Annotated in this window: 26 protein-coding genes and 1 riboswitch; of the genes, 20 read left to right on the plus strand and 6 right to left on the minus strand. The window is 43.5% G+C overall.

Annotated features, from left to right (window positions below; genetic code table 11):
- The 3 genes from GMD1S_RS00145 (at window position 1) to tig (ending at window position 2,666) form a co-directional block, all read left to right on the plus strand.
- A complete protein-coding gene (locus GMD1S_RS00145; RefSeq protein WP_000698451.1) occupies window positions 1-633 on the plus strand; it encodes a response regulator transcription factor in 633 nt (210 codons plus the stop codon).
- Window positions 634-1,290, plus strand: a complete 657-nt coding sequence (locus GMD1S_RS00150; protein ID WP_000050038.1) for a DNA alkylation repair protein — start codon at window positions 634-636, stop codon at window positions 1,288-1,290.
- Between the two features lie 92 nt (window positions 1,291-1,382).
- Entirely contained in the window at window positions 1,383-2,666 is a 1,284-nt protein-coding gene (gene tig / locus GMD1S_RS00155) for a trigger factor (protein ID WP_000116504.1), read from the plus strand.
- 47 nt (window positions 2,667-2,713) lie between these two features.
- Here tig and GMD1S_RS00160 read toward each other — a convergent pair whose 3' ends face one another.
- The 3 genes from GMD1S_RS00160 to rnhC all read right to left on the minus strand — a co-directional run bounded on the left by GMD1S_RS00160 (window position 2,714) and on the right by rnhC (window position 6,712).
- Window positions 2,714-5,083: an SF1B family DNA helicase RecD2 gene (locus GMD1S_RS00160; RefSeq protein WP_000454452.1), complete on the minus strand. Its 2,370-nt coding sequence runs from the start codon at window positions 5,081-5,083 to the stop codon at window positions 2,714-2,716.
- Window positions 5,084-5,212: 129 nt separating this feature from the next.
- Window positions 5,213-5,827, minus strand: coding sequence for a signal peptidase I (gene lepB / locus GMD1S_RS00165; protein ID WP_001048171.1), 615 nt, complete (start codon window positions 5,825-5,827; stop codon window positions 5,213-5,215).
- A gap of 3 nt (window positions 5,828-5,830) precedes the next feature.
- Entirely contained in the window at window positions 5,831-6,712 is an 882-nt protein-coding gene (gene rnhC / locus GMD1S_RS00170) for a ribonuclease HIII (protein WP_000146901.1), read from the minus strand.
- A gap of 86 nt (window positions 6,713-6,798) precedes the next feature.
- Between rnhC and zapA the strand changes: the two genes are divergently transcribed.
- The 6 genes from zapA to GMD1S_RS00200 all read left to right on the plus strand — a co-directional run bounded on the left by zapA (window position 6,799) and on the right by GMD1S_RS00200 (window position 13,441).
- Entirely contained in the window at window positions 6,799-7,101 is a 303-nt protein-coding gene (gene zapA, locus GMD1S_RS00175; RefSeq protein WP_000002028.1) for a cell division protein ZapA, read from the plus strand.
- Entirely contained in the window at window positions 7,098-7,646 is a 549-nt protein-coding gene (locus GMD1S_RS00180) for a CvpA family protein (RefSeq protein WP_000623539.1), read from the plus strand. Before zapA ends, GMD1S_RS00180 begins: the two co-directional genes overlap by 4 nt.
- Before the next feature lie 100 nt (window positions 7,647-7,746).
- Entirely contained in the window at window positions 7,747-10,083 is a 2,337-nt protein-coding gene (locus GMD1S_RS00185; protein WP_001092930.1) for an endonuclease MutS2, read from the plus strand.
- Window positions 10,084-10,251: 168 nt separating this feature from the next.
- Window positions 10,252-10,340: riboswitch (glycine riboswitch) on the plus strand.
- Between the two features lie 89 nt (window positions 10,341-10,429).
- Window positions 10,430-11,752, plus strand: a complete 1,323-nt coding sequence (locus GMD1S_RS00190) for an alanine/glycine:cation symporter family protein (protein WP_000891440.1) — start codon at window positions 10,430-10,432, stop codon at window positions 11,750-11,752.
- A gap of 130 nt (window positions 11,753-11,882) precedes the next feature.
- Complete coding sequence (locus GMD1S_RS00195; protein ID WP_000206775.1) at window positions 11,883-12,431, plus strand: carboxymuconolactone decarboxylase family protein; 549 nt, start codon at window positions 11,883-11,885, stop codon at window positions 12,429-12,431.
- 110 nt (window positions 12,432-12,541) lie between these two features.
- The gene (locus tag GMD1S_RS00200; protein ID WP_000735936.1) at window positions 12,542-13,441 is read left to right on the plus strand and encodes a TDT family transporter; all 900 of its coding nucleotides are present in this window, start codon (window positions 12,542-12,544) and stop codon (window positions 13,439-13,441) included.
- A gap of 22 nt (window positions 13,442-13,463) precedes the next feature.
- On the opposite strand, the gene serS is transcribed toward GMD1S_RS00200, so the two are convergent.
- From serS to GMD1S_RS00215, 3 genes are all read right to left on the minus strand, one after another.
- Entirely contained in the window at window positions 13,464-14,738 is a 1,275-nt protein-coding gene (gene serS / locus GMD1S_RS00205) for a serine--tRNA ligase (RefSeq protein WP_000884221.1), read from the minus strand.
- Between the two features lie 214 nt (window positions 14,739-14,952).
- The gene (locus GMD1S_RS00210; protein ID WP_000079379.1) at window positions 14,953-15,324 is read right to left on the minus strand and encodes a DUF956 family protein; all 372 of its coding nucleotides are present in this window, start codon (window positions 15,322-15,324) and stop codon (window positions 14,953-14,955) included.
- Window positions 15,325-15,326: 2 nt separating this feature from the next.
- Complete coding sequence (locus tag GMD1S_RS00215; RefSeq protein WP_000869633.1) at window positions 15,327-16,691, minus strand: aspartate kinase; 1,365 nt, start codon at window positions 16,689-16,691, stop codon at window positions 15,327-15,329.
- A gap of 282 nt (window positions 16,692-16,973) precedes the next feature.
- Between GMD1S_RS00215 and GMD1S_RS00220 the strand changes: the two genes are divergently transcribed.
- From GMD1S_RS00220 to accC, 11 genes are all read left to right on the plus strand, one after another.
- Window positions 16,974-17,759, plus strand: coding sequence for an enoyl-CoA hydratase (locus GMD1S_RS00220; RefSeq protein WP_001015588.1), 786 nt, complete (start codon window positions 16,974-16,976; stop codon window positions 17,757-17,759).
- Between the two features lie 90 nt (window positions 17,760-17,849).
- A complete protein-coding gene (locus tag GMD1S_RS00225; RefSeq protein WP_000386338.1) occupies window positions 17,850-18,284 on the plus strand; it encodes a fatty acid biosynthesis transcriptional regulator FabT in 435 nt (144 codons plus the stop codon).
- Window positions 18,284-19,258, plus strand: a complete 975-nt coding sequence (locus GMD1S_RS00230) for a beta-ketoacyl-ACP synthase III (RefSeq protein ID WP_000852965.1) — start codon at window positions 18,284-18,286, stop codon at window positions 19,256-19,258. The genes GMD1S_RS00225 and GMD1S_RS00230 overlap by 1 nt, the downstream gene beginning before the upstream one ends.
- A 57-nt stretch (window positions 19,259-19,315) precedes the next feature.
- Window positions 19,316-19,540, plus strand: a complete 225-nt coding sequence (locus tag GMD1S_RS00235; RefSeq protein ID WP_000257840.1) for an acyl carrier protein — start codon at window positions 19,316-19,318, stop codon at window positions 19,538-19,540.
- Window positions 19,541-19,657: 117 nt separating this feature from the next.
- Window positions 19,658-20,632, plus strand: a complete 975-nt coding sequence (gene fabK, locus GMD1S_RS00240; protein WP_000857452.1) for an enoyl-[acyl-carrier-protein] reductase FabK — start codon at window positions 19,658-19,660, stop codon at window positions 20,630-20,632.
- On the plus strand, window positions 20,625-21,545 hold the full coding sequence (gene fabD, locus GMD1S_RS00245) for an ACP S-malonyltransferase (RefSeq protein ID WP_000167649.1): 921 nt from the start codon (window positions 20,625-20,627) through the stop codon (window positions 21,543-21,545). Before fabK ends, fabD begins: the two co-directional genes overlap by 8 nt.
- Window positions 21,546-21,590: 45 nt before the next feature.
- Window positions 21,591-22,322, plus strand: a complete 732-nt coding sequence (gene fabG, locus GMD1S_RS00250) for a 3-oxoacyl-[acyl-carrier-protein] reductase (protein ID WP_001177614.1) — start codon at window positions 21,591-21,593, stop codon at window positions 22,320-22,322.
- Window positions 22,323-22,350: 28 nt separating this feature from the next.
- A complete protein-coding gene (gene fabF / locus GMD1S_RS00255) occupies window positions 22,351-23,586 on the plus strand; it encodes a beta-ketoacyl-ACP synthase II (RefSeq protein ID WP_000774052.1) in 1,236 nt (411 codons plus the stop codon).
- Window positions 23,587-23,588: 2 nt separating this feature from the next.
- Entirely contained in the window at window positions 23,589-24,077 is a 489-nt protein-coding gene (gene accB / locus GMD1S_RS00260; protein WP_001052298.1) for an acetyl-CoA carboxylase biotin carboxyl carrier protein, read from the plus strand.
- Window positions 24,074-24,496, plus strand: coding sequence for a 3-hydroxyacyl-ACP dehydratase FabZ (fabZ, locus tag GMD1S_RS00265; RefSeq protein WP_000565515.1), 423 nt, complete (start codon window positions 24,074-24,076; stop codon window positions 24,494-24,496). Before accB ends, fabZ begins: the two co-directional genes overlap by 4 nt.
- An 11-nt stretch (window positions 24,497-24,507) precedes the next feature.
- Window positions 24,508-25,875, plus strand: a complete 1,368-nt coding sequence (gene accC / locus GMD1S_RS00270) for an acetyl-CoA carboxylase biotin carboxylase subunit (protein WP_000488663.1) — start codon at window positions 24,508-24,510, stop codon at window positions 25,873-25,875.
- The last annotated feature ends 35 nt before the right edge of the window (window positions 25,876-25,910 follow it).

Consider the following 25,910-nt stretch of genomic DNA (forward strand, 5'->3'; position numbering starts at 1 on the left):
ATGAAAATTTTACTGGTAGATGACCATGAAATGGTCCGATTGGGCTTGAAAAGCTATTTTAATCTCCAAGACGATGTGGAAGTTGTGGGCGAGGCTGCCAATGGGGCTCAAGGTATTGAGTTGGCCTTGGAACTGCGTCCAGATGTCATTGTCATGGATATTGTCATGCCTGAGATGAATGGGATTGATGCAACCCTGGCTATTCTCAAAGAATGGCCTGAAGCCAAGATTTTGATTGTGACCTCTTACCTAGACAATGAAAAAATCATGCCTGTCTTGAATGCGGGTGCCAAAGGTTATATGCTCAAGACTTCTAGTGCAGACGAATTGCTGCACGCTGTTCGTAAGGTTGCTGCTGGAGAGCTTGCTATTGAACAAGAGGTCAGCAAGAAGGTCGAATACCACCGCAATCATATGGAACTTCATGAGGATCTGACTGCGCGTGAACGAGATGTGCTTCAACTGATTGCCAAGGGCTACGAAAATCAGCGCATTGCAGATGAACTCTTTATCTCCCTCAAGACGGTCAAGACCCATGTATCCAACATTCTAGCCAAGCTTGAGGTCAGCGATCGCACCCAGGCTGCGGTCTATGCCTTTCAACACCACTTGGTAGGGCGGGAGGACTTTTAGATGAGTCTTGCAGATTTACTTGAGGAGCTAGAAGCGGCGAAAGATCCTGAGAAAGCAGGCCCAATGGAAGCCTATATGCGATACCAATTTTCCTTTTTAGGTATTGCAGCTCCTGAAAGAAATGCCCTCTACAAAAAATACTTTCCAAGTGCGAAAAAAACAAAGCTCATCTATTGGGATTTTGTAGACACTTGCTGGGAAAAGGATGCTAGAGAATATCAATATGTGGCTGCCAACTATTTGAAAGCTATGCAGTCTTATTTGACGGAGAACGATTTGCCTAAGCTTGAGCGTCTAGTCGTAACCAAATCCTGGTGGGACACAGTAGATATCCTAGACCGAGTAGTAGGAAGTTTGGTATATGACAAGCCAGAACTGGGAGAAATCATCCTCAAATGGAGCCTATCAGACAATATCTGGCTGAGGCGAGTCGCTATTGACCACCAGTTGTTAAGAAAAGAGAAGACGGATGTTCAACTAATGGAAAAGATCCTGCTCAATAATCTGGACCAGACCGAATTTTTTATCAACAAAGCCATCGGTTGGGCCCTAAGAGACTACTCCAAAACCAATCCGGAATGGGTAGCAAGCTTCATCGAAAAAAACAGGGAAAGAATGGCTGAACTCAGTATCAGGGAAGCAAGCAAGTACCTTTAGCATCATTGAAAAGCGCATTCATTACTTGAAAATTAACCGTGGTTTATGCTATAATAGACTGTATTTAAAAAATTTTAAGGAGAAATGACAGAATGTCTGTATCATTTGAAAACAAAGAAACAAACCGTGGTGTCTTGACTTTCACAATCTCTCAAGACCAAATCAAACCAGAATTGGACCGTGTATTTAACTCAGTAAAGAAAACTCTTAACGTTCCTGGTTTCCGTAAAGGTCACCTTCCACGCCCTATCTTCGACCAAAAATTTGGTGAAGAAGCTCTTTATCAAGATGCAATGAACGCACTTTTGCCAAACGCTTATGAAGCTGCAGTAAAAGAAGCTGGTCTTGAAGTGGTTGCTCAACCAAAAATTGACGTGACTTCAATGGAAAAAGGTCAAGACTGGGTTATCACAGCTGAAGTCGTGACAAAACCTGAAGTAAAATTGGGCGACTACAAAAACCTTGAAGTATCAGTAGATGTAGAAAAAGAAGTAACTGACGCTGACGTTGAAGAACGTATCGAACGCGAACGCAACAACTTGGCTGAATTGGTTATCAAAGAAGGCGCTGCTGAAAATGGCGACACTGTTGTGATTGACTTCGTTGGTTCTATCGATGGTGTTGAATTTGACGGTGGAAAAGGTGAAAACTTCTCACTTGGACTTGGATCAGGTCAATTCATCCCTGGTTTCGAAGACCAATTGGTAGGTCACTCAGCTGGCGAAACTGTTGATGTTATCGTAACATTCCCAGAAGACTACCAAGCAGAAGACCTTGCAGGTAAAGAAGCTAAATTCGTAACAACTATCCACGAAGTAAAAGCTAAAGAAGTTCCAGCTCTTGATGATGAACTTGCAAAAGATATCGACGAAGAAGTGGAAACTCTTGACGAATTGAAAGAAAAATACCGCAAAGAATTGACTGCTGCGAAAGAAGAAGCTTACAAAGATGCCGTTGAAGGTGCAGCAATCGATAAAGCTGTAGAAAACGCTGAAATCGTAGAACTTCCAGAAGAAATGATCCATGAAGAAGTTCACCGTTCAGTAAATGAATTCCTTGGAAACTTGCAACGCCAAGGTATCAACCCTGACATGTACTTCCAAATCACAGGAACTACTCAAGAAGACCTTCACAAACAATACGAAGCAGAAGCTGAGTCACGTACGAAGACTAACCTTGTTATCGAAGCAGTTGCCAAGGCTGAAGGATTTGACGCTTCAGAAGAAGAAATCCAAAAAGAAATCGAGCAATTGGCAGCAGACTACAACATGGAAGTTGCACAAGTACAAAACTTGCTTTCAGCTGACATGTTGAAACACGATATCACTATCAAAAAAGCTGTTGAATTGATCACAAGCACTGCAACAGTTAAATAATCTTAAAAGAGAAAAAGCCCACCTGACTAGGTGGGTTTTCTGTTGCACTATTTTCCAAAAATCTCTTTGAGGTCTGCATCTGTAATCCCGATCATGGCTGGGATGCTAGACCAGTTTTCCTCGGTGAGGATGTAGAATTGTTCAGAGTCACTTGGTGTGGCAGTTTCAGAGAAGGCTTGTTTGCTTTCTTCAATATTAGTTTCAATTAAATCACTGAAACGCTCAATCAGATAGGTCTTGCGGGCAGTCCCGATATGCTTGACTGCATAGTCAAAGGCCTGTAATTCGCCAAGAAGGATGAGCTTGCTCTTGGCCCGTGTGATAGCTGTGTAGATGAGATTTCGCTCCAGCATGCGCTTGCTAGCACTGGTGATGGGCAGGATGACAACGGGAAACTCACTCCCCTGAGATTTATGAATACTCATGGCATAGGCTAGTCGAATCTTGTACCATTCGTTACGTGGGTAGATGACCTCATTGCCATCAAAATCAATGACAATCTCGTCTTGTTTGGACTCGGTGTATTTACCAGGAATTAGGTCTGTGATGTAGCCTAGGTCTCCATTAAAGACATTGACTTCAGCGTCGTTGACTAGGTGAATGACCTTGTCCCCTGTTCGATAGTGACACTGAGTTGCTTCAAAGCTAACTTGCCCCTTTTGCTGAGGATTGAGCAGGTCTTGCATGAGTTGGTTGATGGCGTCAATACCAGCAGTTCCTCGATACATAGGCGCTAGCACCTGAATATCGCGAGCCGGAATGCCACTTCTGAGGGCAGCACCGAGGATTTTTTCAATGGTAGCTGGGATATGGCCACTAGCGATTTCAAAGTAGGAGCGATCAGCTTTTTTCTGGGTGAAATCTGCTGGCAAGATGCCTTGTCGAATCTGGCTAGCTAAGGTGACGATAGTTGATTCTTCACTCTGACGGTAAATCCGTTCCAAACGAGTCTGAGGAATCAGGGGTATCTGGAGCAGGTCAGCCAGGACTTGTCCGGGACTAACAGAAGGTAGCTGGTCGCTATCGCCCACGATGAGTATTTTACTGTTAGAAGAGATGTTGGAGAAGAGTTGGTTAGCTAGCCAAGTATCCACCATGGAAAACTCATCTACAATGATAAAATCGGCATCCAGATAATCTTCCAGATGGCTGGTATCATCATCACCCGTCATTCCCAAATGGCGGTGGATGGTCGCGCTAGGCAAACCTGTCAATTCATTCATGCGCCGAGCCGCTCGACCAGTTGGAGCTGCTAGAAGAATCGGCAGACTGCTTTTCTTCCTGAGATCAAGCCCTTCTAAGAGGGCATAAACAGCGATAATCCCATTGATAACAGTCGTCTTACCAGTACCAGGTCCACCTGTTAGGATAAAGACCTTGTTCTGGATAGCATCACAGATAGCTTGCTTTTGGATACTATCGTATTGGATACCCAGTTCTTTCTCGACGCTAGCGATATGCTTTTGAATGGTTTCCAAATCATGACTCTTTTGTTTTCCTTTTTCAAGGATACGAACCAAGTGACTGCGGATGCCTTCTTCAGCGAAAAAGAGGCTATTATCAAAGATTTTGGTATCAATCTGCTGAACCTTGTCTTCTTCAATCAAATGAGATAATTCCTGAGCTACTTGGCTGGGATCGAGTTCCACGGGACGGGAAGACTCGAGGAGAGTCAGGGTCTGTTCCAGCAAATCTCGGGCTTCCATATAGGTATTGCCCGTATCCATACATCCCTGAAAAAGACTGTGGACAAGGCCAGCACGGAAACGTTCAGGGGCTTGACTTTCGATGCCTAGTTCGGCGGCTAATTGGTCAGCAATGGTAAAGCCCAATCCCTTGATATCCTCAACCAACTGGTAGGGATAGTTTTCGACAATATCCAGCGTTTCTTCCTTGTAAAAGTTTTGAATCTGAAAGGCTAGTTTATTGGGAATGCCGTAGTTAGCTAGTTTTGCCAAGACCATCTCTGTTCCGTAGTTGAGACGGAGGGTGGAAACAAAAGCCTCACGGTTTTTGGCAGAGAGTCCTGCAATACTTTCCAGCTTTTCAGGATGTTCCAGAATTTCGTCAATGGTATTTTCACCATAGCTATCAACGATTTTTTGGGCCGTTTTGAGACCAATTCCTTTGAAATGGCTACTAGAAAAGTACTTGACTAGCCCATTTTTAGTTGGTTTTGCCCGCTCATAACGGCTGATCTGAAGCTGTTCTCCATACTTGGAGTGCTGAATGATTTGCCCCCAAAAAGTATAGTCTTCACCCTCAATTACATCAGCCATGGTTCCTGTAACGATGATTTCAAAATCGTCAAAGTCCTCCGCGTCCGTATCTTCGATATCTAGGAGGAGAATGCGATAAAAATTACTGGGATTTTCAAAAATAATCCGTTCAATGGTGCCTGAAAAATAAACTTCCATAGGTTTCCTTTACATGAGTTCGTGAGAGTTGGACCCTTAGCTTCTTTCAACAAGCTAGGAGACTAAAAGTCCTTCTTCTCGCAATAGAAAAAGAGACTGAGACTTAGCATTCTCGGCCTCTTCCTTATCTTAAAAAGTTCCGATACGGTTAAGTGGCCAGAAACGGAATTTTGCTTCGCCTTTGATTTCGCTAGCCTTGAAGGTACCAACATGGCGGCTGTCGCTAGAGACTAGACGATCGTCACCAAGAAGAAGGTACTCGCCTTGAGGGACAGTAAAGCTGAAGCTGGTATTGGAATTGACATCGACCGTAAAGGCTTGTGCTTTTTGAGCAAGTTCTCTAAAGTAGACTCCTTTGTTTCCTTCAAATCCTTTGCCAGTATAGGTATTTTGCAACTTTTCTGTTTTGAACAAGTTGAGGTATTCAGCTAGGTAGGGTTCATCCGTTTCTTTATCGTTGATAAAGAGTTTGTCATTTTCGTAGCGGATGGTATCTCCAGGCATACCGATGACCCTTTTGACAATGTCTTTATTTCCTTCTTCCTCATGCGCAACTACAATGTCGAAGCGGTCAATTGGGAGGTGTTTAACAACGAAGAGAACTTCTCCGTCAGCTAGGGTAGGGTCCATCGAGTGTCCTTCTACACGGACATTGCTCCAAAGAAAGATACGGCTAAGACCGACCAGTGCGATAATCAGGAAGAAAACTCCCCATTCTTTTAGAAATGTTTTAAACAAATTCATAATTTACCTTTCTAGAAGTGTTTTGGCTTTTTCAGTGTTTTTAAAATGCAGTTTGGCGCAGAAATGAAGTCCCTTCATACCATAGGCTTGAAGGATTTTGCTTGCAACCTTATCAGATGCAGTTCCAGCGCCACTTGGCAGTTGGTAGCCCAGTTCTCGTCCAAGATTTTCCAAGTTTTCGAGGAAGAGATCACGCGCAATGATGGAGCTAACTGCAACAGCCAGGTATTTTCCCTCGGCTTTTTCTTCTAAGCTAATTTTGTTTGGAAAACGGTTGGCTTCTTGCGCCAAGTACTTGTCATAGTTTTTAGGGCTTGTAAAAGCATCAATCACGATTTTTTCTGGCTGGACTCCTTTTTGAAGCAGGAGAAAGATAGCCTGATTGTGAAGGGCAACCTTTACAGAAACAGCATTGTAACGCTCTCCGATAACTTCGTTGTACTTGCTCGGTGAAAGGAGGAGCGCTTGGTGCTGGATTTTTTCCTTGAGGATAGGGGCAATCTGACGAATCTTTTGGTCTGTCAGAGTCTTGGAATCCCCCACACCGAGTTTTCGCAAGAAGTCGTGCTGGTCAGGTGTCACGAAGGAAGCCACAACAGCCAGCCCACCAAAGTAGGAACCATTTCCCACCTCATCAGTCCCAATCATAGGGAAATCTTGTCCACTGGTTTCCTCTACAACTTGATAGCCAAAGAAACTGGCGTACTGCTCAGCAGCTTCGCCCTGAAGGAGGACTTTTCCAGAAGTATAGATGGAAACCGTTGCCTGAGGCAGTCTCAAAAAATAGCGAATATAAGGATTTTTACTAGGACTGAGAGCCTTCTGATACTGACTTAAAAAGCTCTGAATTTCCTGTTCACTTGGTGTGAGTGTGATACTTGCCATAGTCTCTATTGTACCACAAAAGCAGGAGAATTGGTAAAAACTGACAAAGTTAGCGAAATTTGGTATAATATCGTGAGGTGAATTTTATGGCAAATCTAAATCGATATAAGTTTACATTCGGGAAAAAGACATTAACCTTAACAACCGAGCATGACAACCTCTTTATGGAGGAAATTGCCAAGGTTGCGACTGAGAAATACCAAGCAATTAAAGAACAAATGCCTGGGGCGGATGATGAAACCATTGCGCTTCTTTTGGCGGTCAATTGTCTGTCTACACAACTCAACCGTGAGATTGAATTTGATGACAAGGAGCAAGAGTTGTTAGAACTCCGCCACAAGTTGATTGCTGTCAAACAAGAACAGAGCAAGATTGAGGATTCCCTATGATTTCAATCCTACTCTTATTGGTTCTGGCTTGGGGCTTTTACATCGGCTACCGTAGAGGTTTGGTCCTGCAAGTTTATTATTTCCTCGTGGCAGTGATTTCAGCCTTTGTTGCGGGACAGTTTTATAAATCATTGGGAGATCACTTCCACTTACTTGTCCCTTATGCCAATCCTCAGGAAGGACAGGGCACCTTTTTCTTCCCTTCAGACCAGCTTTTTCATCTAGACAAGGTCTTTTATGCAGGTCTAGCCTATCTTCTAGTTTTTGGGATTTGCTACACTATCGGACGTTTTATCGGTTTGTTCCTGCACTTGATTCCAACTAAAAAGCTTGATGTCAAATGGTTGCGTATCGGATCAGGCCTTTTGTCTCTATTGGTAACCTTATTTGTCTTGCAAATGGCTCTGACCATCCTTGCAACAGTGCCTCTGGCAGTCATTCAAAATTCACTCGAAAAAAGTATAGTAGCCAAACACATCATCCAAAGTGTCCCTTTTACGACAAACCTTATCAAACAACTCTGGGTGACAAATTTAATCGGATAAAAAGGGCGGGATTTTTCCTAGCCCTTTGTTTACAGATTGGACGACTAAGTCAAAACCCCTAGTTGCTATAATCTTGTAAACCAGCATATAAGGAAAAAATATGAATACAAAAATACTAGAAACCTTAGAATTTAATAAAATCAAAGCCTTGTTTGAACCGCATCTCTTGACAGAACAAGGTCTAGAGGAGCTAAAAGGCTTGGTTCCAACTGCCAAGGTGGATAAGATCAAACAAGCCTTTACAGAGATGGAGGAAATGCAAGCCCTTTTTGTGGAGCAACCCCACTTTACCATCCTAGCGACACGTGAGATTTCAGCTGTCTGCAAGCGTCTGGAGATGGGGGCGGATCTCAATATTGAGGAGTTCCTGCTCCTCAAACGAGTCTTGTTTGCTAGCAGAGAGTTGCAAAGTTTTTATGCCAATCTTGAAAATGTACGCTTGGAGCAGTTGGCGAGATGGTTTGAAAAACTGCATGAGTTCCCACACTTGCAAGGGAGTCTTCAATCTCTAAATGATGCAGGATTTATCGAAAATTTCGCCAGTGAAGAGCTAGCACGCATCCGTCGGAAAATCCATGATAGCGAGAGTCAAGTTCGAGATGTCTTGCAAGACTTACTCAAGCAAAAAGCGCAGATGTTGACGGAAGGCATAATCGCTAGCCGAAATGGCCGTCAAGTCTTACCAGTCAAGAACACCTATCGCAATAAGATTGCAGGTGTTGTCCATGACATCTCTGCTAGTGGTAATACGGTTTATATCGAGCCACGTGAGGTGGTCAAGCTGAGCGAAGAAATCGCTAGTCTGCGAGCTGATGAACGCTATGAGATGATTCGCATCCTGCAGGAACTATCGGAACGGGTTCGTCCTCATGCTGCTGAGATTGCTAATGACGCTTGGATTATCGGCCATCTGGATCTGATTCGTGCCAAGGTGCGTTTCATCCAAGAAAGACAAGCAGTTGTTCCTCAACTTTCAGAGAACCAAGAGATTCAACTCCTTCATGTTCGCCATCCTTTGGTCAAAAATGCTGTCGCGAACGATGTACACTTTGGTAAGGAATTAACGGCCATTGTCATTACAGGTCCCAATACAGGTGGGAAGACCATCATGCTCAAAACCCTGGGCTTGACTCAACTTATGGCCCAATCTGGCTTGCCAATCTTAGCTGATAAAGGAAGCCGTGTCGGTATTTTCGAAGAAATCTTTGCCGATATCGGGGATGAGCAGTCTATCGAACAAAGTTTGTCTACCTTCTCCAGCCACATGACCAATATCGTAGATATTCTTGGCAAGGTCAATCAGCACTCGCTCTTATTGCTAGATGAGCTCGGGGCTGGTACCGATCCACAGGAAGGAGCAGCCCTTGCTATGGCTATTCTGGAGGATCTTCGTCTGCGTCAGGTCAAGACCATGGCGACGACCCACTATCCAGAGCTCAAGGCCTACGGTATCGAAACAGCCTTTGTGCAAAATGCCAGCATGGAGTTTGATACAGCAAGTCTGCGTCCGACCTATCGCTTTATGCAGGGAGTTCCTGGCCGAAGCAATGCCTTTGAAATTGCCAAACGCCTGGGCTTGTCAGATGTCATCGTAGGAGATGCCAGCCAGCAGGTTAATCAAGATAATGATGTCAACCGTATCATTGAGCAATTAGAAGAGCAAACGCTTGAAAGTCGCAAACGCTTGGACAATATTCGTGAGGTGGAGCAAGAAAACCTCAAGATGAACCGAGCACTCAAAAAGCTCTATAATGAACTCAATCGCGAGAAGGAAACTGAGCTCAACAAGGCGCGTGAACAGGCTGCCGAGATTGTGGAACTTGCTCTAAATGAGAGTGACCAGATTCTCAAGAATCTTCACAGCAAGTCTCAACTCAAACCCCACGAAATCATTGAGGCCAAGGCTGAGCTGAAAAAACTGGCCCCTGAAAAAGTCTACTTGTCTAAAAACAAGGTCCTTCAAAAAGCCAAGAAAAAACGAGCTCCAAAGGTGGGAGATGACATTGTGGTCCTCAGTTATGGTCAGCGTGGAACCTTGACCAATCAACTTAAGGACGGCCGTTGGGAAGCCCAAGTCGGTTTGATCAAGATGACCTTGGAAGAGAAAGAATTTGACCTTGTTCAGGCCCAGCAAGAAGCCCTAGTCAAGAAAAAACAAGTCAATGTCGTCAAACGTGCATCTGGTCGTGGCCCACAAGCGAGACTGGATCTTCGTGGCAAACGGTACGAAGAGGCCATGAATGAGCTGGACGCCTTTATCGACCAAGCCCTGCTCAATAACATGGCGCAAGTCGACATCATCCACGGTATCGGTACGGGAGTCATCCGTGAGGGCGTCACCAAATACCTGCAAAGAAACAAGCATGTCAAGAGTTTCGGCTATGCTCCACAAAATGCTGGAGGCAGTGGCGCCACCATTGTAACCTTTAAAGGATAGAGAGAAGAAGGATTCACTCTTTCTGAAAAAAGAAGTGAAAAGTCAAAAAATTTCATAGAATATATTGACAAGGGCTAACTTTTCTTGTAAAATAATAAAAAATTAAATACCAACACCGAATGAAGTTTAATAGAAGTGGAGAAAGGTTTGTTTTCCATGACTGTAAATGGACGGAACTCTGGAGAGACCGTAAAGGCACCGAAGGGGCAAGGCAGGTAACTGCTCAAACTCTCAGGTAAAAGGACAGAGCTAGGATAGACCGCTTTTTGGCATTTATCTAAGCATTCCAGAGTACATGTATCTTGCATGTGCTCTTTCTTTTGGGGTTGAACGATAGGAGAAGGACATGTTAGAATTGCTTAAAGCGCTTGATGCTTTTGCTTGGGGGCCTCCCCTCTTGATCTTATTGGTCGGAACGGGTATCTATTTGACCATCCGACTGGGCCTTTTGCAGGTTACTCGTCTCCCTAAGGCCTTTCAGTTGATCTTTACCAAGGACAAGGGGCACGGCGATGTGTCGAGCTTTGCTGCTCTCTGTACGGCTCTAGCAGCCACAGTTGGTACGGGAAATATCATCGGGGTAGCGACAGCCATTAAGGTTGGAGGACCAGGGGCCCTCTTTTGGATGTGGATGGCGGCCTTCTTTGGGATGGCGACCAAATATGCCGAAGGCTTGCTTGCTATCAAATACCGTACTAAGGATGCAAATGGAGCTGTAGCTGGAGGACCCATGCATTACATCCTTTTGGGGATGGGAGAAAAGTGGCGTCCACTTGCTATCTTCTTTGCCCTAGCGGGTGTATTGGTAGCCCTTCTAGGGATTGGTACCTTTACCCAAGTCAATTCGATTACAGAATCCATTCAAAATACAGCCCAAGTTGATCCAGCAATCACAGCTCTGATTTTATCCATTTTTGTAGGGATTGCCGTTTTTGGTGGCCTCAAATCCATATCAAAAGTTTCGACAGCAGTGGTTCCTTTTATGGCTATTGTCTATATTTTAGGGACTCTTACAGTTATTCTCTTTAATATCGAGAAAATCCCAGCCACACTTGCCCTCATCTTTACTTCAGCCTTTAGTCCAACTGCTGCGGTAGGTGGTTTTGCAGGTGCCAGTATTCGGATGGCTATCCAGAATGGTGTGGCGCGAGGAGTCTTTTCGAACGAATCTGGTCTTGGTTCTGCTCCCATTGCAGCGGCTGCAGCTAAGACTAATGAGCCTGTCGAGCAAGGCTTGATTTCCATGACAGGAACCTTTATTGATACTTTGATTATCTGTACTCTGACAGGTCTGACAATCTTGGTAACTGGTGTTTGGAGTGGTGATTTGAATGGAGTTGCCTTGACCCAGTCAGCCTTTTCAACAGTTTTTTCACACTTTGGACCTGCTCTTTTGACCATCTTCCTTGTGCTCTTTGCCTTTACGACGATCCTCGGATGGAACTATTACGGAGAGCGCTGTTTTGAGTTTCTCTTTGGTGTTCGTTTTATCTGGCTCTATCGTGTAGTCTTTGTAGTCATGGTCTTGTTGGGAGGATTTATCGAGTTGGATATGGTTTGGATTATCGCAGATATCGTCAACGCCTTGATGGCTCTGCCAAACTTGATTGCCCTCTTGGTCTTGTCGCCAGTCGTCATTGCTGAGACTAAAAAGTATTTTAAACACTAACCCAATCACACTTTTAGTGTGATTTTTTCATTTCATAGACATTTCCTATCAAGGCGATTGAAAATATATATTATCCAAGGGGGAAATTCTATGATAGACTAAATGACAATAAAATGAAAAGAGGTTTCTTATGACAACATTTACCATCCACACAGTAGAATCAGCACCAGCAGAAGTGAAAGAAGTTCTTGAAACAGTACAAAAAGATAACAATGGCTATATTCCCAACCTAATCGGTCTCTTGGCTAACGCTCCTACCGCGCTTGAAGCCTACCGAACTGTCGGAGCCATCAACCGTCGCAATAGCTTAACACCAGTAGAGCGTGAAGTAGTGCAAATCACGGCAGCCGTAACCAATGGTTGCGCTTTCTGCGTGGCTGGACATACTGCCTTTTCAATCAAACAAATCCAGATGAATGATGATCTTCTCCAAGCCCTTCGCAACCGCACTCCGATTGAAACAGATCCAAAACTAGATACTCTAGCTAAGTTTACCTTGGCGGTCATCAATACCAAAGGGCGTGTAGGAGATGAAGCCTTGGCTGAATTTTTGCAAGCTGGTTACACGCAACAAAATGCCTTGGACGTGGTTCTCGGTGTTAGTCTTGCCAGCCTCTGCAACTATGCCAACAATCTAGCCAATACGCCTATTAACCCAGAATTACAACCGTATGCCTAGTTCGAATCAGAAAGAAAAAATGAAGACTGAGCAATCCAGTCTTCATTTTTCTATGCTATTTTAAGCGCTTTTATGCTATACTAATAATAACATGATTATTGGAGGCTCGGATGAAAAAGCTACCCTTAGTATTCTCTGGCTGTTTATTAGGTTTAGCAGGTGCAGGAAATCTGATTGCAGATACTTTGCCTGTTCTGTCGCATTTATTGAGCCTGACTGGTCTAGTGTTGTGGCTTTTCTTTCTGATTCTCCATCTTTTTAATTGGGAAGAAACCAAGCAAGAATTGACCAAGCCCCCTCTTTTATCTGGGATGGCCACTTTTCCTATGGCTGGGATGATTTTATCGACCTATGTTTTTCGCGTATTCCCTGCTCTTTCTTTGCTAGCACAAGGAATCTGGTGGTTTTCCTTTCTCTTGGATTTGGCGTTGATTGCTACTTTTACCATCAAATTTGCCTGTCCGGGTCGGAGGGTCAATGCGACTCCAAGTTGGACGGTACTCTATGTGGGAATAGCAGTAGCAGCCTTGACCTATCCTCTGGTAGGCATTATTGAGATTGCCTATGCGACCTTGAGTTTTGGTTTTGTCTTGACCTTCTATCTCTATCCGCTTATTTATAGCGATTTAAAGAAAGATCCACTCCCAGTGGCCTTGCTTGGACAGGAAGGAATCTACTGTGCTCCCTTTTCCCTACTCTTAGCTTCTCTAGTTCGAGTTGGAGGAGCAGGCCTACCGACTTGGCTCTTGATTGTCATGATTTTGGCATCTCAGTCCTTCTTTTTCTTTGTTTTAACTCGCCTGCCCAATATTTTAAAACAAGGCTTTCAACCAGCCTTCTCAGCCCTCACCTTCCCAACCATTATCACAGCTACTTCGCTCAAGATGGCTCAGGGGATCTTGAAACTTCCATTTCTGGATTATCTGGTGTTTGCTGAAACTGTTATATGCCTCACTATTTTATTCTTTGTCTTGGTTGGTTATCTGATTTGGTTACGAAAAAAGGTCTAGCTAGAAATAGCTAGGCCTTTTTTTATGGTTTGATAACTTCAGCTCCACCCATATATGGACGAAGTGCTTCTGGAATGGTTACAGAACCATCTTCATTTTGATAGTTTTCAAGAATGGCAGCCACTGTACGTCCAACTGCAAGTCCAGAACCGTTCAAGGTGTGAAGGAGTTTCACCTTGCCATCGGCTTCATCACGGTAACGGATTTGGGCACGACGGGCTTGGAAATCTTCTGTATTTGAACAACTTGAGATTTCACGATAGGTATTTTGGGCGGGAATCCAAACTTCCAAGTCATAAGTCTTGGCAGCTGAGAAGCCCATATCTCCAGTAGAGAGCGCAACGACACGGTATGGAAGGTTGAGTTTTTGAAGAATATTTTCAGCGTTTGCTGTCATTTTTTCCAATTCTTCGTATGATTCTTCTGGTTTGGCAAATTTGACCATTTCAACCTTGTGGAATTGGTGCAGACGAATCAAACCACGTGTATCACGACCAGCAGAACCAGCCTCAGAACGGAATGATGGACTCATAGCGGTAAAGTAGATTGGTAGGTCTTTACCGTCAAGGATTTCATCACGGTAGTAGTTTGTCAGAGGCACTTCAGCCGTAGGAATAAGGACATAATTAGTGTCTTTCAATTCAAAAGTATCTTCCTTGAATTTTGGATATTGACCAGTACCAAACATTGAGTCATGGTTAACCATGTATGGTGTGATGACTTCAGTATAGCCCTCTTTTCCATGCTCGTCCAACATAAAGTTGTAGATAGCACGTTCCAAACGAGCCCCAAGTCCTTTATAGAAGAGGAAGCGAGCACCAGTAACTTTTGCTCCACGTTCCCAGTCAAGGATACCCAAGTCTTCACCAAGATCCCAGTGAGCTTTTGGTTCAAAGTCAAACTCGCGCGGAGTTCCCCAACGGCGAACTTCCACATTATCGTCCTCATCAGCTCCAACAGGAACGCTGTCAGCTGGGATGTTTGGAAGAGTCGTGGTAAATTCTGTCAATTTAGCATCGATTTCCCCCAATTCAGCATCCAAGGCTTTGACTTCAGCAGATAGGGTTTGCATAGCAGCAATCTTGTCATCGGCATTTTCCTTGTTGCGCTTGGCTTGGGCAATCTCAGCAGAAACAGTGTTACGTTCTGCTTTTAGAGTTTCAACCTTGACCAAGATGTCACGACGTTTAGCATCGATTTCTTTCATCTCATTTAAGATAGCAGCATCTACACCACGTGTAGCTAATTTTTCAGCGACAGCATCAAAATCTGTACGAATACGTTTAATATCTAACATAAGAACTCCTTTATGAAAAAAAGCACACCTGACAAAGTGTTGGAGTGGCAGGGCCACGGTTCCATCCAACTTCACAGGTGTGCACTTGATTCTGTATTTAATTGTGAACAACGGTAGAATTTCACCTATCCCTCCTATCTGCTCGCAACACCCGCAGACTTTCTGAAAGAAGAGGATAACCTACTTATCCGTTGCTATGATTATACTAAAGTTTCTACTTTTTTGCAAATAGATTTTTAAGTTTTTGTCCAATGGTCTGGAGTAGAGTCGGAAGTTTCACGACCTTGTCGTTTCCTAATTTTTCCCGAGCGATTTTGAGGATAGCTCCAGAGTCTTTTGAAGCAAAGAGAAATTTTCCTTGATCAGTGAAGACTTCAAAGTGGCGGCTGATCTTGCGACCACTTACGTTGGCTCCGATTTGCTGAATGCTGGACCAGGGGATTTGGATATATTGTTCGACATTGACATCAGGATAAAACTCTAAGGCTTGATCCCCAACTAGAAATTTTCCAACTTTTCCAGAGATAGAGAGGTAAGATGTCCCAGTAGTTTGGAGGTCAATGACTTGATTGAGTGATTGGGCCATGATTAGTCTTCCTTACTTTCATCGAAAAAGGCATGATAGAGAGCCTTGATAGCGGCCTTCTCTTGCTCTTTATTGACAACAAACATGATGGAAACTTCGCTTGAACCTTGTGACATCATCTGGATGTTGATTTTATTCTCAGACAAAGCCCGTGTTGCAGTAGCAGTTACCCCGATATGACTCTTCATCTTTTCTCCAACAATCATAATGATGGAAAGGTCATGTTCGATTTCAGCATGGTCCACCTCAGCCTTTTGAACGAGTTGACGTAGAATTTCTTCTTCTTTGATAGGAGTCAATTCGCGGGAGCGGAGGATGATTGAAAGATCGTCGATACCTGTAGGCATGTGTTCCCAACCGATATTGAGATCCTCAAGGATTTGCAGAACCTTGCGACCAAACCCGACTTCACGGTTCATGAGGTATTTTGACATGTTGATGCTGACGAATCCTGAGTCACCTGCAATCCCTACTACTGGGAATTTATCACTACTGTGTTCTAAAACAATGCGTGTTCCTGGGTGGTCAGGGTTGTTGGTATTCTTGATGACAAGAGGAATTTTTCCTCGGTAGGCAGGAAGAAGGGCTTCGTCATGAAGAACTGAAAATCCAGCGTAAGCCAACTCACGCATTTCACGGTAGGTTAATTCAGGAATGGAGTGTGGTTGGTGGATAATACCAGGATGGGCAGCAAAGATACCATCTACGTCTGTAAAGTTCTCATAGAGATCAGCCTTAACACCTGCTGCAATGATAGAACCTGTAATATCTGAGCCTCCACGTGAAAAAGTACAGATTTGATTTTCCTTAGTCACACCAAAGAAACCAGGGATGACAAGGACTTCGTTGCTATCAGCCAAGCCTTCAATCTTGTCATAACTAGATGGAATGATGCGTGCGTTTCCTGGTTCACTTGTGACAACAATTCCAGCTTCTCTTGGGTGAACATAGCGTGCATCGATACCGTTTTGGTTAAAGTAGGCTGCAATGAGTTTGGCATTGTTATTTTCTCCAGCCGCTAGGAAGGTATCATAGAGAAATTCATTGTCCTCTATAGGAAGAGTTGCCAAGGCCCGAATGCTTTTAGAGATTTTTTCTAAAACAGCAGGTTTTAACCCAAGTTCACTAACCATAGCGGCATAACGGTCAATGATCCAGCTTTGGCTAGCACTGATGTCATTTCCAGCCACATAGTCACGATAGTATTTGATCAAGGCATCAGTTACCTTGGTATCTTCAGCATTGCGTTTGCCGGGTGCAGAAACGACTACAAAACGGCGTTCTTTATCACTTTTAACGATATTTAAGACTTTTTCTAACTGACCAGCAGAGGCAAGCGAGCTTCCGCCAAATTTTACAACCTTCATAAGGACTCCTCAAGTAAGTATTTTATACGATTATAGCAGAAAGAGGGGCATTTTTCAATGAAGAAAATAACTTCCTATTATAATAGAAGAAAACACTAACTTATTCTGAAAAGCGATAACGATTTAAAAGTAAGAGTGTCAAATTTTACTCACACTCATAAATGATGGGTAAATAATCAGCTGAGACACTTTCCTTTAGTTTTTCCTTGCCTCTTTATCCAAAAAAAGGTATACTTTGATAATAAAACAATTTTATTGCCTTATAAAAGAAAAGGAGAAGCTATGAATCATATCTTATATCAGATCGTAGATGATCTGGCTATCATTACTTTGAATCGTCCCGAAGTGGCAAATGGTTTCCATATCCCAATGTGTGAGGAGATTTTAGAAGCTTTGACTCTAGCAGAGCAGGATCAAGCTGTGCAGTTCATCTTGATTAATGCTAATGGGAAGGTTTTTTCAGTTGGGGGAGACTTGGTTGAGATGAAACGAGCAGTAGACGAAGATGATATCCCTTCTTTGAATAAGATTGCAGAATTAGTCAATACAATTTCTTTTAAAATCAAGCAAATTCCAAAACCTGTTTTGATGGAGGTAGATGGAGCGGTTGCTGGTGCTGCAGCAAATATGGCAGTAGCAGTTGATTTCTGTTTAGCGACTGACAAGGCAAAATTCATTCAAGCCTTTGTCGGAGTTGGATTGGCGCCAGACGCTGGTGGGATTCATCTCTTGAGTCGTAGTATCGGGGTAACACGGGCTGCACAACTTGCCATGACAGGTGAAGCTTTGACTGCTGAAAAAGCGCTAGAATGGGGCGTGGTATACCGTGTTTGTGAAGTTGACAAATTAGAAAAAACAAGAGAACAGGTTCTGAAAAAATTAAGAAGAGGTTCAGCAAACTCATACGCAGCGATTAAAAAGTTAGTTTGGGAAAGTCAATTCAAGGATTGGCAGAATTATGCCGAATTAGAATTGAAACTACAAGAATCGTTATCTCTAACTGAAGATTTCAAAGAAGGGGTTCGAGCGCATTCTGAAAGAAGAAGACCAAAATTTACAGGAATGTGAAAAAATACTTGCACAATTTTTTGAAGTTTGTTATACTTCTTTTATCAAATGTTTTGATTGTAAAAGTTTTTTGAGGGGGAGGGAAACGATTTGGACTACCAACAAGTAAATGATTATCTAACATCTATTTTTAATAACGTCCTTGTGATTGAGGAGGTTAGCTTACGAGGTAGTCGATTCAAAGACATCTCCATCAAAGAAATGCACACGATCGATGTGATTGGGAAGTTCCCGGAGGCAACGCCAAGTAAGGTTTCCAAAGAACTGATGGTAACTCTTGGAACAGTGACGACGAGTTTGAATAACCTGGAGAGAAAAGGTTATATTGAGCGTATTCGTTCTGACCAAGACCGTCGAGTGGTCTATCTGCATTTGACAAAGCAAGGTCGTTTGGTTCACCGCCTTCATAAACGATTCCACAAGGCTATGGTCGAAAAAATCATCGATGGCATGAGCCCTGAGGAAAAAGAAGTCATGGGCAGAGGTTTAACGAACCTTTATCAATTTTTGGAGGATTTGAAATAATGGCTTTTGCAAAAATAAGCCAGGTTGCTCATTATGTTCCAGAGCAAGTGGTCACTAATCATGACTTAGCCCAAATCATGGACACAAGCGATGAGTGGATTTCAAGTCGGACAGGAATTAAACAGAGACATATCTCAAAATCAGAGTCTACAAGTGACTTGGCGACAGAAGTTGCTAAGAGCTTGCTGGCTAAAGGGAGCTTAACAGCGGATCAGATTGATTTTATCATTGTAGCGACGATTACCCCAGACTCGATGATGCCTTCCACAGCAGCTCGAGTTCAGGCAAATATCGGAGCGCATAGAGCTTTCGCCTTTGATCTGACAGCAGCTTGCAGTGGCTTTGTATTCGCTCTCTCAACTGCAGAAAAGTTTTTAAGTTCTGGACAGTTCAAAAAAGGGATTGTTATCGGGGCTGAAACCTTATCCAAGGCAGTTGATTGGTCAGATCGTTCAACAGCTGTTCTCTTTGGGGATGGAGCTGGTGGGGTTCTCTTGGAAGCGAGCGAAACACGGCACTTCCTTGTGGAAAGTCTCTATACAGATGGCTCTCGGAGCGAGTGTTTGACCTATGGTCAAACGGCTTTGGCTTCTCCTTTCTCGGATCAAGAAGCAGTTCCTGCTTTTTTGAAAATGGATGGACGAGCAGTTTTTGATTTTGCAAATCGTGATGTTGCTAAATCGATCAAAGGAACCATTGAAAATGGTCCAATCGCAGCATCGGAATTGGATTATCTCTTGCTTCATCAGGCAAATATCCGCATTTTGGATAAGATGGCTAAGAAGATCGGCGTAGACCGAGACAAGCTTCCTGCCAATATGATGGAGTATGGAAATACCAGTGCAGCAAGTATCCCGATTTTACTCTCAGAGTGTGTGGAGAATGGCAAGATTCGTTTAGATGGTAGCCAGACGATTCTCCTATCAGGCTTCGGTGGAGGTTTGACATGGGGCACACTCATTCTTACAATCTAGGTAATCATGTGGTAAACACATAGTTATAAATTTTTTATATTTTAAAGGAGTCCTATCATGGCAGTATTTGAAAAAGTACAAGAAATTATCGTTGAAGAACTTGGGAAAGACGCATCAGAAGTAACACTTGAATCTACTTTTGATGATTTGGATGCAGATTCATTGGACTTGTTCCAAGTAATCTCTGAAATCGAAGATGCTTTCGATATCCAAATCGAAGCAGAAGATAACTTGAAAACAGTTGGTGACTTGGTTGCCTACGTTGAAGAGCAAACAAAATAATTAACATATTACTAGAAGGAGTAGGGGAAACCCACTCCCTCTTGTTTAGGTAATAGTTTGAAACTCAAATGATAAACTCGTCGAACTATTACGTAAGCAAGGAATGATGGAGGCACTATGAAAACACGTATTACAGAATTATTGAACATTGATTATCCTATTTTTCAAGGAGGAATGGCCTGGGTTGCTGATGGTGACTTGGCTGGTGCAGTATCAAAAGCTGGTGGTCTAGGGATTATCGGTGGTGGGAATGCACCTAAAGAGGTCGTAAAGGCTAATATCGATAAAATCAAATCACTTACGGACAAACCTTTTGGTGTCAACATCATGCTCTTGTCACCTTTTGTAGAAGACATCGTTGATCTCGTGATTGAAGAAGGGGTCAAGGTTGTTACAACTGGTGCAGGAAATCCAAGTAAATACATGACTCGTTTCCATGATGCAGGAATTACAGTTATTCCCGTTGTTCCAAGTGTTGCTTTGGCAAAACGCATGGAAAAAATTGGTGCAGATGCGGTTATTGCAGAGGGAATGGAAGCCGGTGGGCATATTGGTAAATTGACGACGATGACCTTGGTTCGCCAAGTTGCTGCAGCTGTTTCAATTCCAGTTATCGCAGCTGGAGGAATTGCGGACGGTGAAGGTGTCGCTGCAGGCTTTATGCTTGGAGCTGAGGCTGTTCAGGTTGGTACGCGTTTCGTAGTAGCTAAGGAATCTAACGCCCATCCAAAATACAAGGAAAAAATCTTAAAAGCGCGTGATATTGATACGACTATTTCAGCTCAACACTTTGGACATGCTGTTCGTGCCATTAAAAACCAATTGACACGTGACTTTGAGCAGGCTGAAAAAGATGCCTTTAAACAAGAAAATCCAGATTTAGAAATCTTTGAACAAATGGGAGCTGGTGCTCTTGCTAAAGCCGTTGTTCATGGAGATGTAGAAGGTGGATCTGTCATGGCAGGTCAGATCGCTGGTTTGGTTTCTAAAGAGGAAACTGTCGAAGAAATCCTAAAAGATCTATACTATGGCGCAGCCAAAAAAATTCAAGAAGAAGCCTCTCGTTGGGCAGGAGTTGTAAGAAATGACTAAAACAGCCTTTCTATTTGCAGGTCAAGGTGCTCAGTATCTAGGAATGGGGCGTGATCTCTATGATCGCTATCCTATCGTCAAGGAAACAATTGACCAAGCCAGTCAGGTTTTGGGTTATGATCTTCGTGACTTGATTGATAAGGAAGAAACCAAGTTAAACCAGACTCGCTATACGCAGCCAGCTATTTTAGCGACTTCGGTTGCTATTTACCGACTATTGAAAGAAAAGGGTTATCAGCCAGATATGGTAGCAGGATTGTCTCTTGGGGAATATTCTGCTCTTGTAGCAAGTGGGGCCTTGGACTTTGAGGATGCAGTTGCCTTGGTTGCTAAGCGCGGTGCTTATATGGAAGAGGCTGCACCTGCAGGCTCTGGGAAGATGGTTGCGGTTCTCAATACTCCAGTTGAAGTGATTGAGGAAGCTTGTGAAACAGCCTCTAAAGTTGGAGTAGTGACTCCAGCTAACTACAACACCCCAAGCCAAATCGTTATCGGTGGCGAGGTGGCTGCGGTTGACCGCGCAGTTGAACTCTTGCAGGAAGCAGGAGCAAAACGATTGATTCCTTTAAATGTATCTGGTCCCTTCCATACAGCACTTTTAGAGCCAGCTAGTCAGCAACTAGCTGAAGCTCTTGAGGGAGTGAGTTTCGCTGATTTCACTTGCCCACTAGTTGGCAATACGGAAGCTGCTGTTATGGAAAAAGGTCGAATCCAAGAGCTTTTGACGCGTCAGGTCAAAGAACCTGTTCGTTTTTATGAAAGTATTGCTGTGATGCAGGATGCTGGGGTAACCAACTTTATTGAAATTGGTCCTGGTAAGGTCCTATCAGGCTTTGTCAAAAAAATCGATAAAACAGCTAAGCTAGCTAACGTTGAAGACCAAGCAAGCTTGGATGCTTTGTTAGAAAACTAATGATCCCTTCTCCCACAAAATACAACAGGAAATAGGAGAGATAGAATGCAACTTACAAACAAAAATGTCTTTGTAACAGGTTCAAGCCGTGGTATCGGACTTGCCATTGCTCACAAATTTGCCCAACTAGGCGCTAATGTAGTTTTGAATAGTCGCGGAGCAATCTCAGAAGAATTGCTGGCTGAGTTTTCAAACTACGGCGTCAAAGTAGTACCGATATCAGGTGATGTTTCAGACTTTGCAGATGCCAAGCGTATGGTAGATCAAGCGATTGCGGAACTCGGTTCTGTCGATGTCTTGGTCAACAATGCTGGGATCACTCAAGATACGCTTATGCTCAAGATGACCGAAGAAGACTTTGAAAAAGTGATTAAAATCAACTTGACAGGTACCTTCAACATGACGCAAGCAGTCTTGAAACAGATGATCAAGGCACGTGAAGGTGCGATTATCAACATGTCGAGTGTGGTCGGTTTGATGGGAAATATCGGACAAGCCAACTATGCAGCTTCTAAAGCAGGCTTGATTGGTTTTACCAAGTCAGTTGCACGTGAAGTTGCCAATCGCAACGTACGCGTAAATGCTCTTGCACCAGGGATGATCGAGTCAGATATGACTGCTGTTTTGTCTGATAAGGTCAAGGAAGCGACATTGGCCCAAATCCCAATGAAACATTTCGGTCAAGCAGAACATATCGCAGATGCTACAGTGTTCCTGGCTGGACAGGATTATTTGACTGGACAAGTTCTCGCTGTTGATGGCGGACTTAGCATGTAAAAAATAAGGAAAGATATAGGTAAGACAGATGAAACTAAATCGAGTTGTAGTAACAGGTTACGGATTGACCTCTCCTATCGGAAATACTCCAGAAGAATTTTGGAACAGTTTGCAAACTGGGAAGATTGGAATTGGAGAAATCACTAAGTTTGACCACAGCGAATTTGCTGTGCACAATGCGGCAGAAGTTCAAGATTTCCCATTTGATAAATACTTTGTCAAAAAAGATACCAACCGTTTTGACAACTATTCTTTGTATGCCTTGTATGCGGCTCAAGAAGCGGTGACAAATGCAAATCTTGATGTAGAAGCAATCGATAAGGATCGCTTTGGTGTCATCGTGGCTTCTGGTATTGGGGGAATTAAAGAAATCGAAGATCAGGTTATCCGTCTTCATGAAAAAGGTCCAAAACGCGTTAAACCAATGACACTTCCAAAAGCCTTGCCAAATATGGCTTCAGGAAATGTTGCCATGCGCTTCGGAGCAAACGGTATCTGTAAATCAATCAATACAGCATGCGCCTCATCAAATGATGCCATCGGAGATGCCTTCCGTTCTATCAAGTTTGGTTTCCAAGATGTCATGTTAGTTGGTGGATCAGAATCATCTATCACTCCTTTTGCTATCGCTGGTTTCCAAGCTTTGACCGCCCTATCAACTACAGAAGATCCAACTCGAGCTTCTATCCCATTTGACAAAGATCGTAACGGATTTGTGATGGGAGAAGGTTCAGGAATGTTGGTTCTTGAAAGCCTTGAACATGCTGAAAAACGTGGGGCGACCATCTTGGCTGAAGTAGTTGGCTATGGTAATACCTGTGATGCTTACCATATGACTTCACCTCATCCAGAAGGTCAAGGTGCGATTAAGGCTATGAAGTTGGCTTTGGAAGAAGCAGAAATTTCTCCAGAGCAAGTGGCTTATGTCAATGCCCACGGAACTTCAACTCCTGCTAATGAAAAAGGAGAAAGTGGTGCGATCGTAGCTGTCCTTGGTAAAGAAGTACCTGTATCTTCAACCAAGTCCTTTACAGGACACTTGCTTGGTGCTGCAGGGGCAGTGGAAGCCATCGCTACTATTGAAGCCATGCGTCATAACTATGTACCAATGACAGCTGGAACAAGTGAGTTATCAGACTATATCGAAGCGAATGTCGTTTATGGACAAGGCTTGGAGCAAGAAATCCCTTATGCTATTTCAAACACTTTTGGTTTTGGTGGACACAATGCGGTTCTTGCTTTCAAACGTTGGGAGAATAAATAATTATGAATTTAAATGAAATCAAGGACTTGATGGCTCAATTTGACCAATCAAGTTTGAGAGAATTTTCTTATAAAAACGGAACGGACGAATTGCAGTTTAGTAAGAATGAAGCAAGAATGGCTTCTGAAGCACCAGCTCAAGTTGCTCCAGTGCCAGCTGCAGTAGCTGCAAGTCCAGTAGTTTCTGCCCCTTCAACTCCAGTAGAGAGTGCAGTGGAAGAATCTCCAGCACTGGCTGAAACGACTGTTGCTCCAGAGGGTGATGTTGTTGAAAGCCCACTTGTAGGGGTGGCTTACTTGGCTGCTGGACCAGATAAACCTGCCTTTGTCACAGTTGGAGACAGTGTTAAAAAAGGTCAGACTTTGGTGATCATCGAAGCCATGAAAGTCATGAATGAAATCCCTGCACCTAAAGATGGTGTGGTGACAGAAATTCTCGTTTCAAATGAAGAAATGGTTGAGTTCGGTAAAGGATTGGTACGTATCAAATGATCGATATTCAAGGAATCAAAGAAGCTCTACCCCATCGCTACCCCATGCTCCTAGTGGATCGTGTCTTGGAAGTGAGCGAGGATACCATTGTTGCCATTAAAAATGTGACCATCAACGAACCTTTCTTTAATGGTCATTTTCCTCAATACCCAGTCATGCCAGGTGTTCTTATCATGGAGGCCTTGGCTCAGACTGCTGGTGTCTTGGAATTGTCCAAACCTGAAAATAAAGGGAAACTGGTCTTCTATGCTGGCATGGACAAGGTTAAGTTCAAGAAGCAAGTTGTACCAGGTGATCAATTAGTCATGACGGCTACTTTTGTCAAACGTCGTGGTACGATTGCCGTGGTTGAAGCAAAGGCTGAAGTAGATGGTAAGCTTGCAGCGAGTGGTACTCTTACCTTTGCAATTGGAAACTAAGGAGGTTCTCCATGTTTCGTAAAATTTTGATTGCCAACCGTGGTGAGATTGCGGTTCGCATTATTCGAGCTGCGCGTGAATTGGGCATTGCAACTGTAGCAGTTTATTCAACTGCTGATAAAGAAGCTCTTCACACACTCCTAGCAGATGAAGCTATCTGTATCGGACCTGGTAAGGCGACTGAGTCTTATCTCAATATCAACGCTATTTTATCTGCTGCAGTCTTGACTGAAGCAGAAGCCATCCACCCAGGTTTTGGTTTTCTTAGCGAAAACTCCAAGTTTGCCACGATGTGTGATGAAGTGGGGATTAAGTTCATCGGTCCTTCTGGGGCAGTAATGGATACCATGGGAGATAAGATCAATGCGCGTGAGCAAATGATCAAGGCTGGAGTTCCAGTTATCCCAGGATCTGATGGTGAAGTTCACACGGCTGAAGAGGCGCTTGCAGTTGCAGAAAAAATTGGCTATCCAGTCATGCTTAAGGCATCGGCAGGTGGTGGTGGAAAAGGGATTCGTAAGGTTGAAAAGGCAGAAGACTTGGTCGCAGCCTTTGAAACAGCATCCAGTGAAGCCAAGGCCAATTTTGGAAATGGCGCTATGTATCTTGAGCGTGTGATTTATCCAGCTCGTCATATCGAAGTTCAGATTCTTGCGGACCAAGAGGGTCATGTTGTCCATCTTGGTGAACGGGACTGTTCACTCCAACGGAATAACCAAAAGGTCTTAGAAGAAAGCCCATCCATTGCAATTGGCAAAACCCTTCGTCATGAAATTGGTGCTGCAGCCGTTCGTGCAGCAGAGTCTGTTGGCTATGAAAATGCAGGGACGATTGAATTTCTTCTCGATGAAGCGAGTGGCAATTTCTACTTCATGGAAATGAATACTCGTGTGCAAGTTGAACACCCAGTCACAGAGTTTGTTTCAGGTGTTGATATCGTGAAAGAGCAGATTCGCATTGCTGCCGGTCAACCTTTACCTTTCAAACAAGAAGATATCGTCCTACGAGGTCATGCTATCGAGTGCCGGATCAATGCGGAAAATCCAGCATTTAACTTTGCTCCAAGCCCAGGTAAAATTACCAACCTCTACCTTCCAAGTGGAGGAGTTGGATTGCGTGTAGACTCTGCAGTCTATCCAGGTTATACCATTCCTCCTTACTATGATAGTATGATTGCCAAAATCATTGTTCATGGGGAGAATCGTTTTGATGCCTTAATGAAGATGCAACGGGCACTTTATGAACTTGATATTGAAGGAGTGCAAACCAATGCAGACTTCCAGTTGGATCTGATTTCAGACCGCCGAGTTATCGCTGGTGACTACGATACTTCCTTCTTGATGGAAACTTTCTTGCCAAAATACCAAGAAAAAGAATAGACTTTCAAATAGTATGAGAACTAAAAGGGGGAGTT

The organism is Streptococcus sp. GMD1S (assembly GCF_000296875.1).
Taxonomy (GTDB): Bacteria; Bacillota; Bacilli; order Lactobacillales; family Streptococcaceae; genus Streptococcus.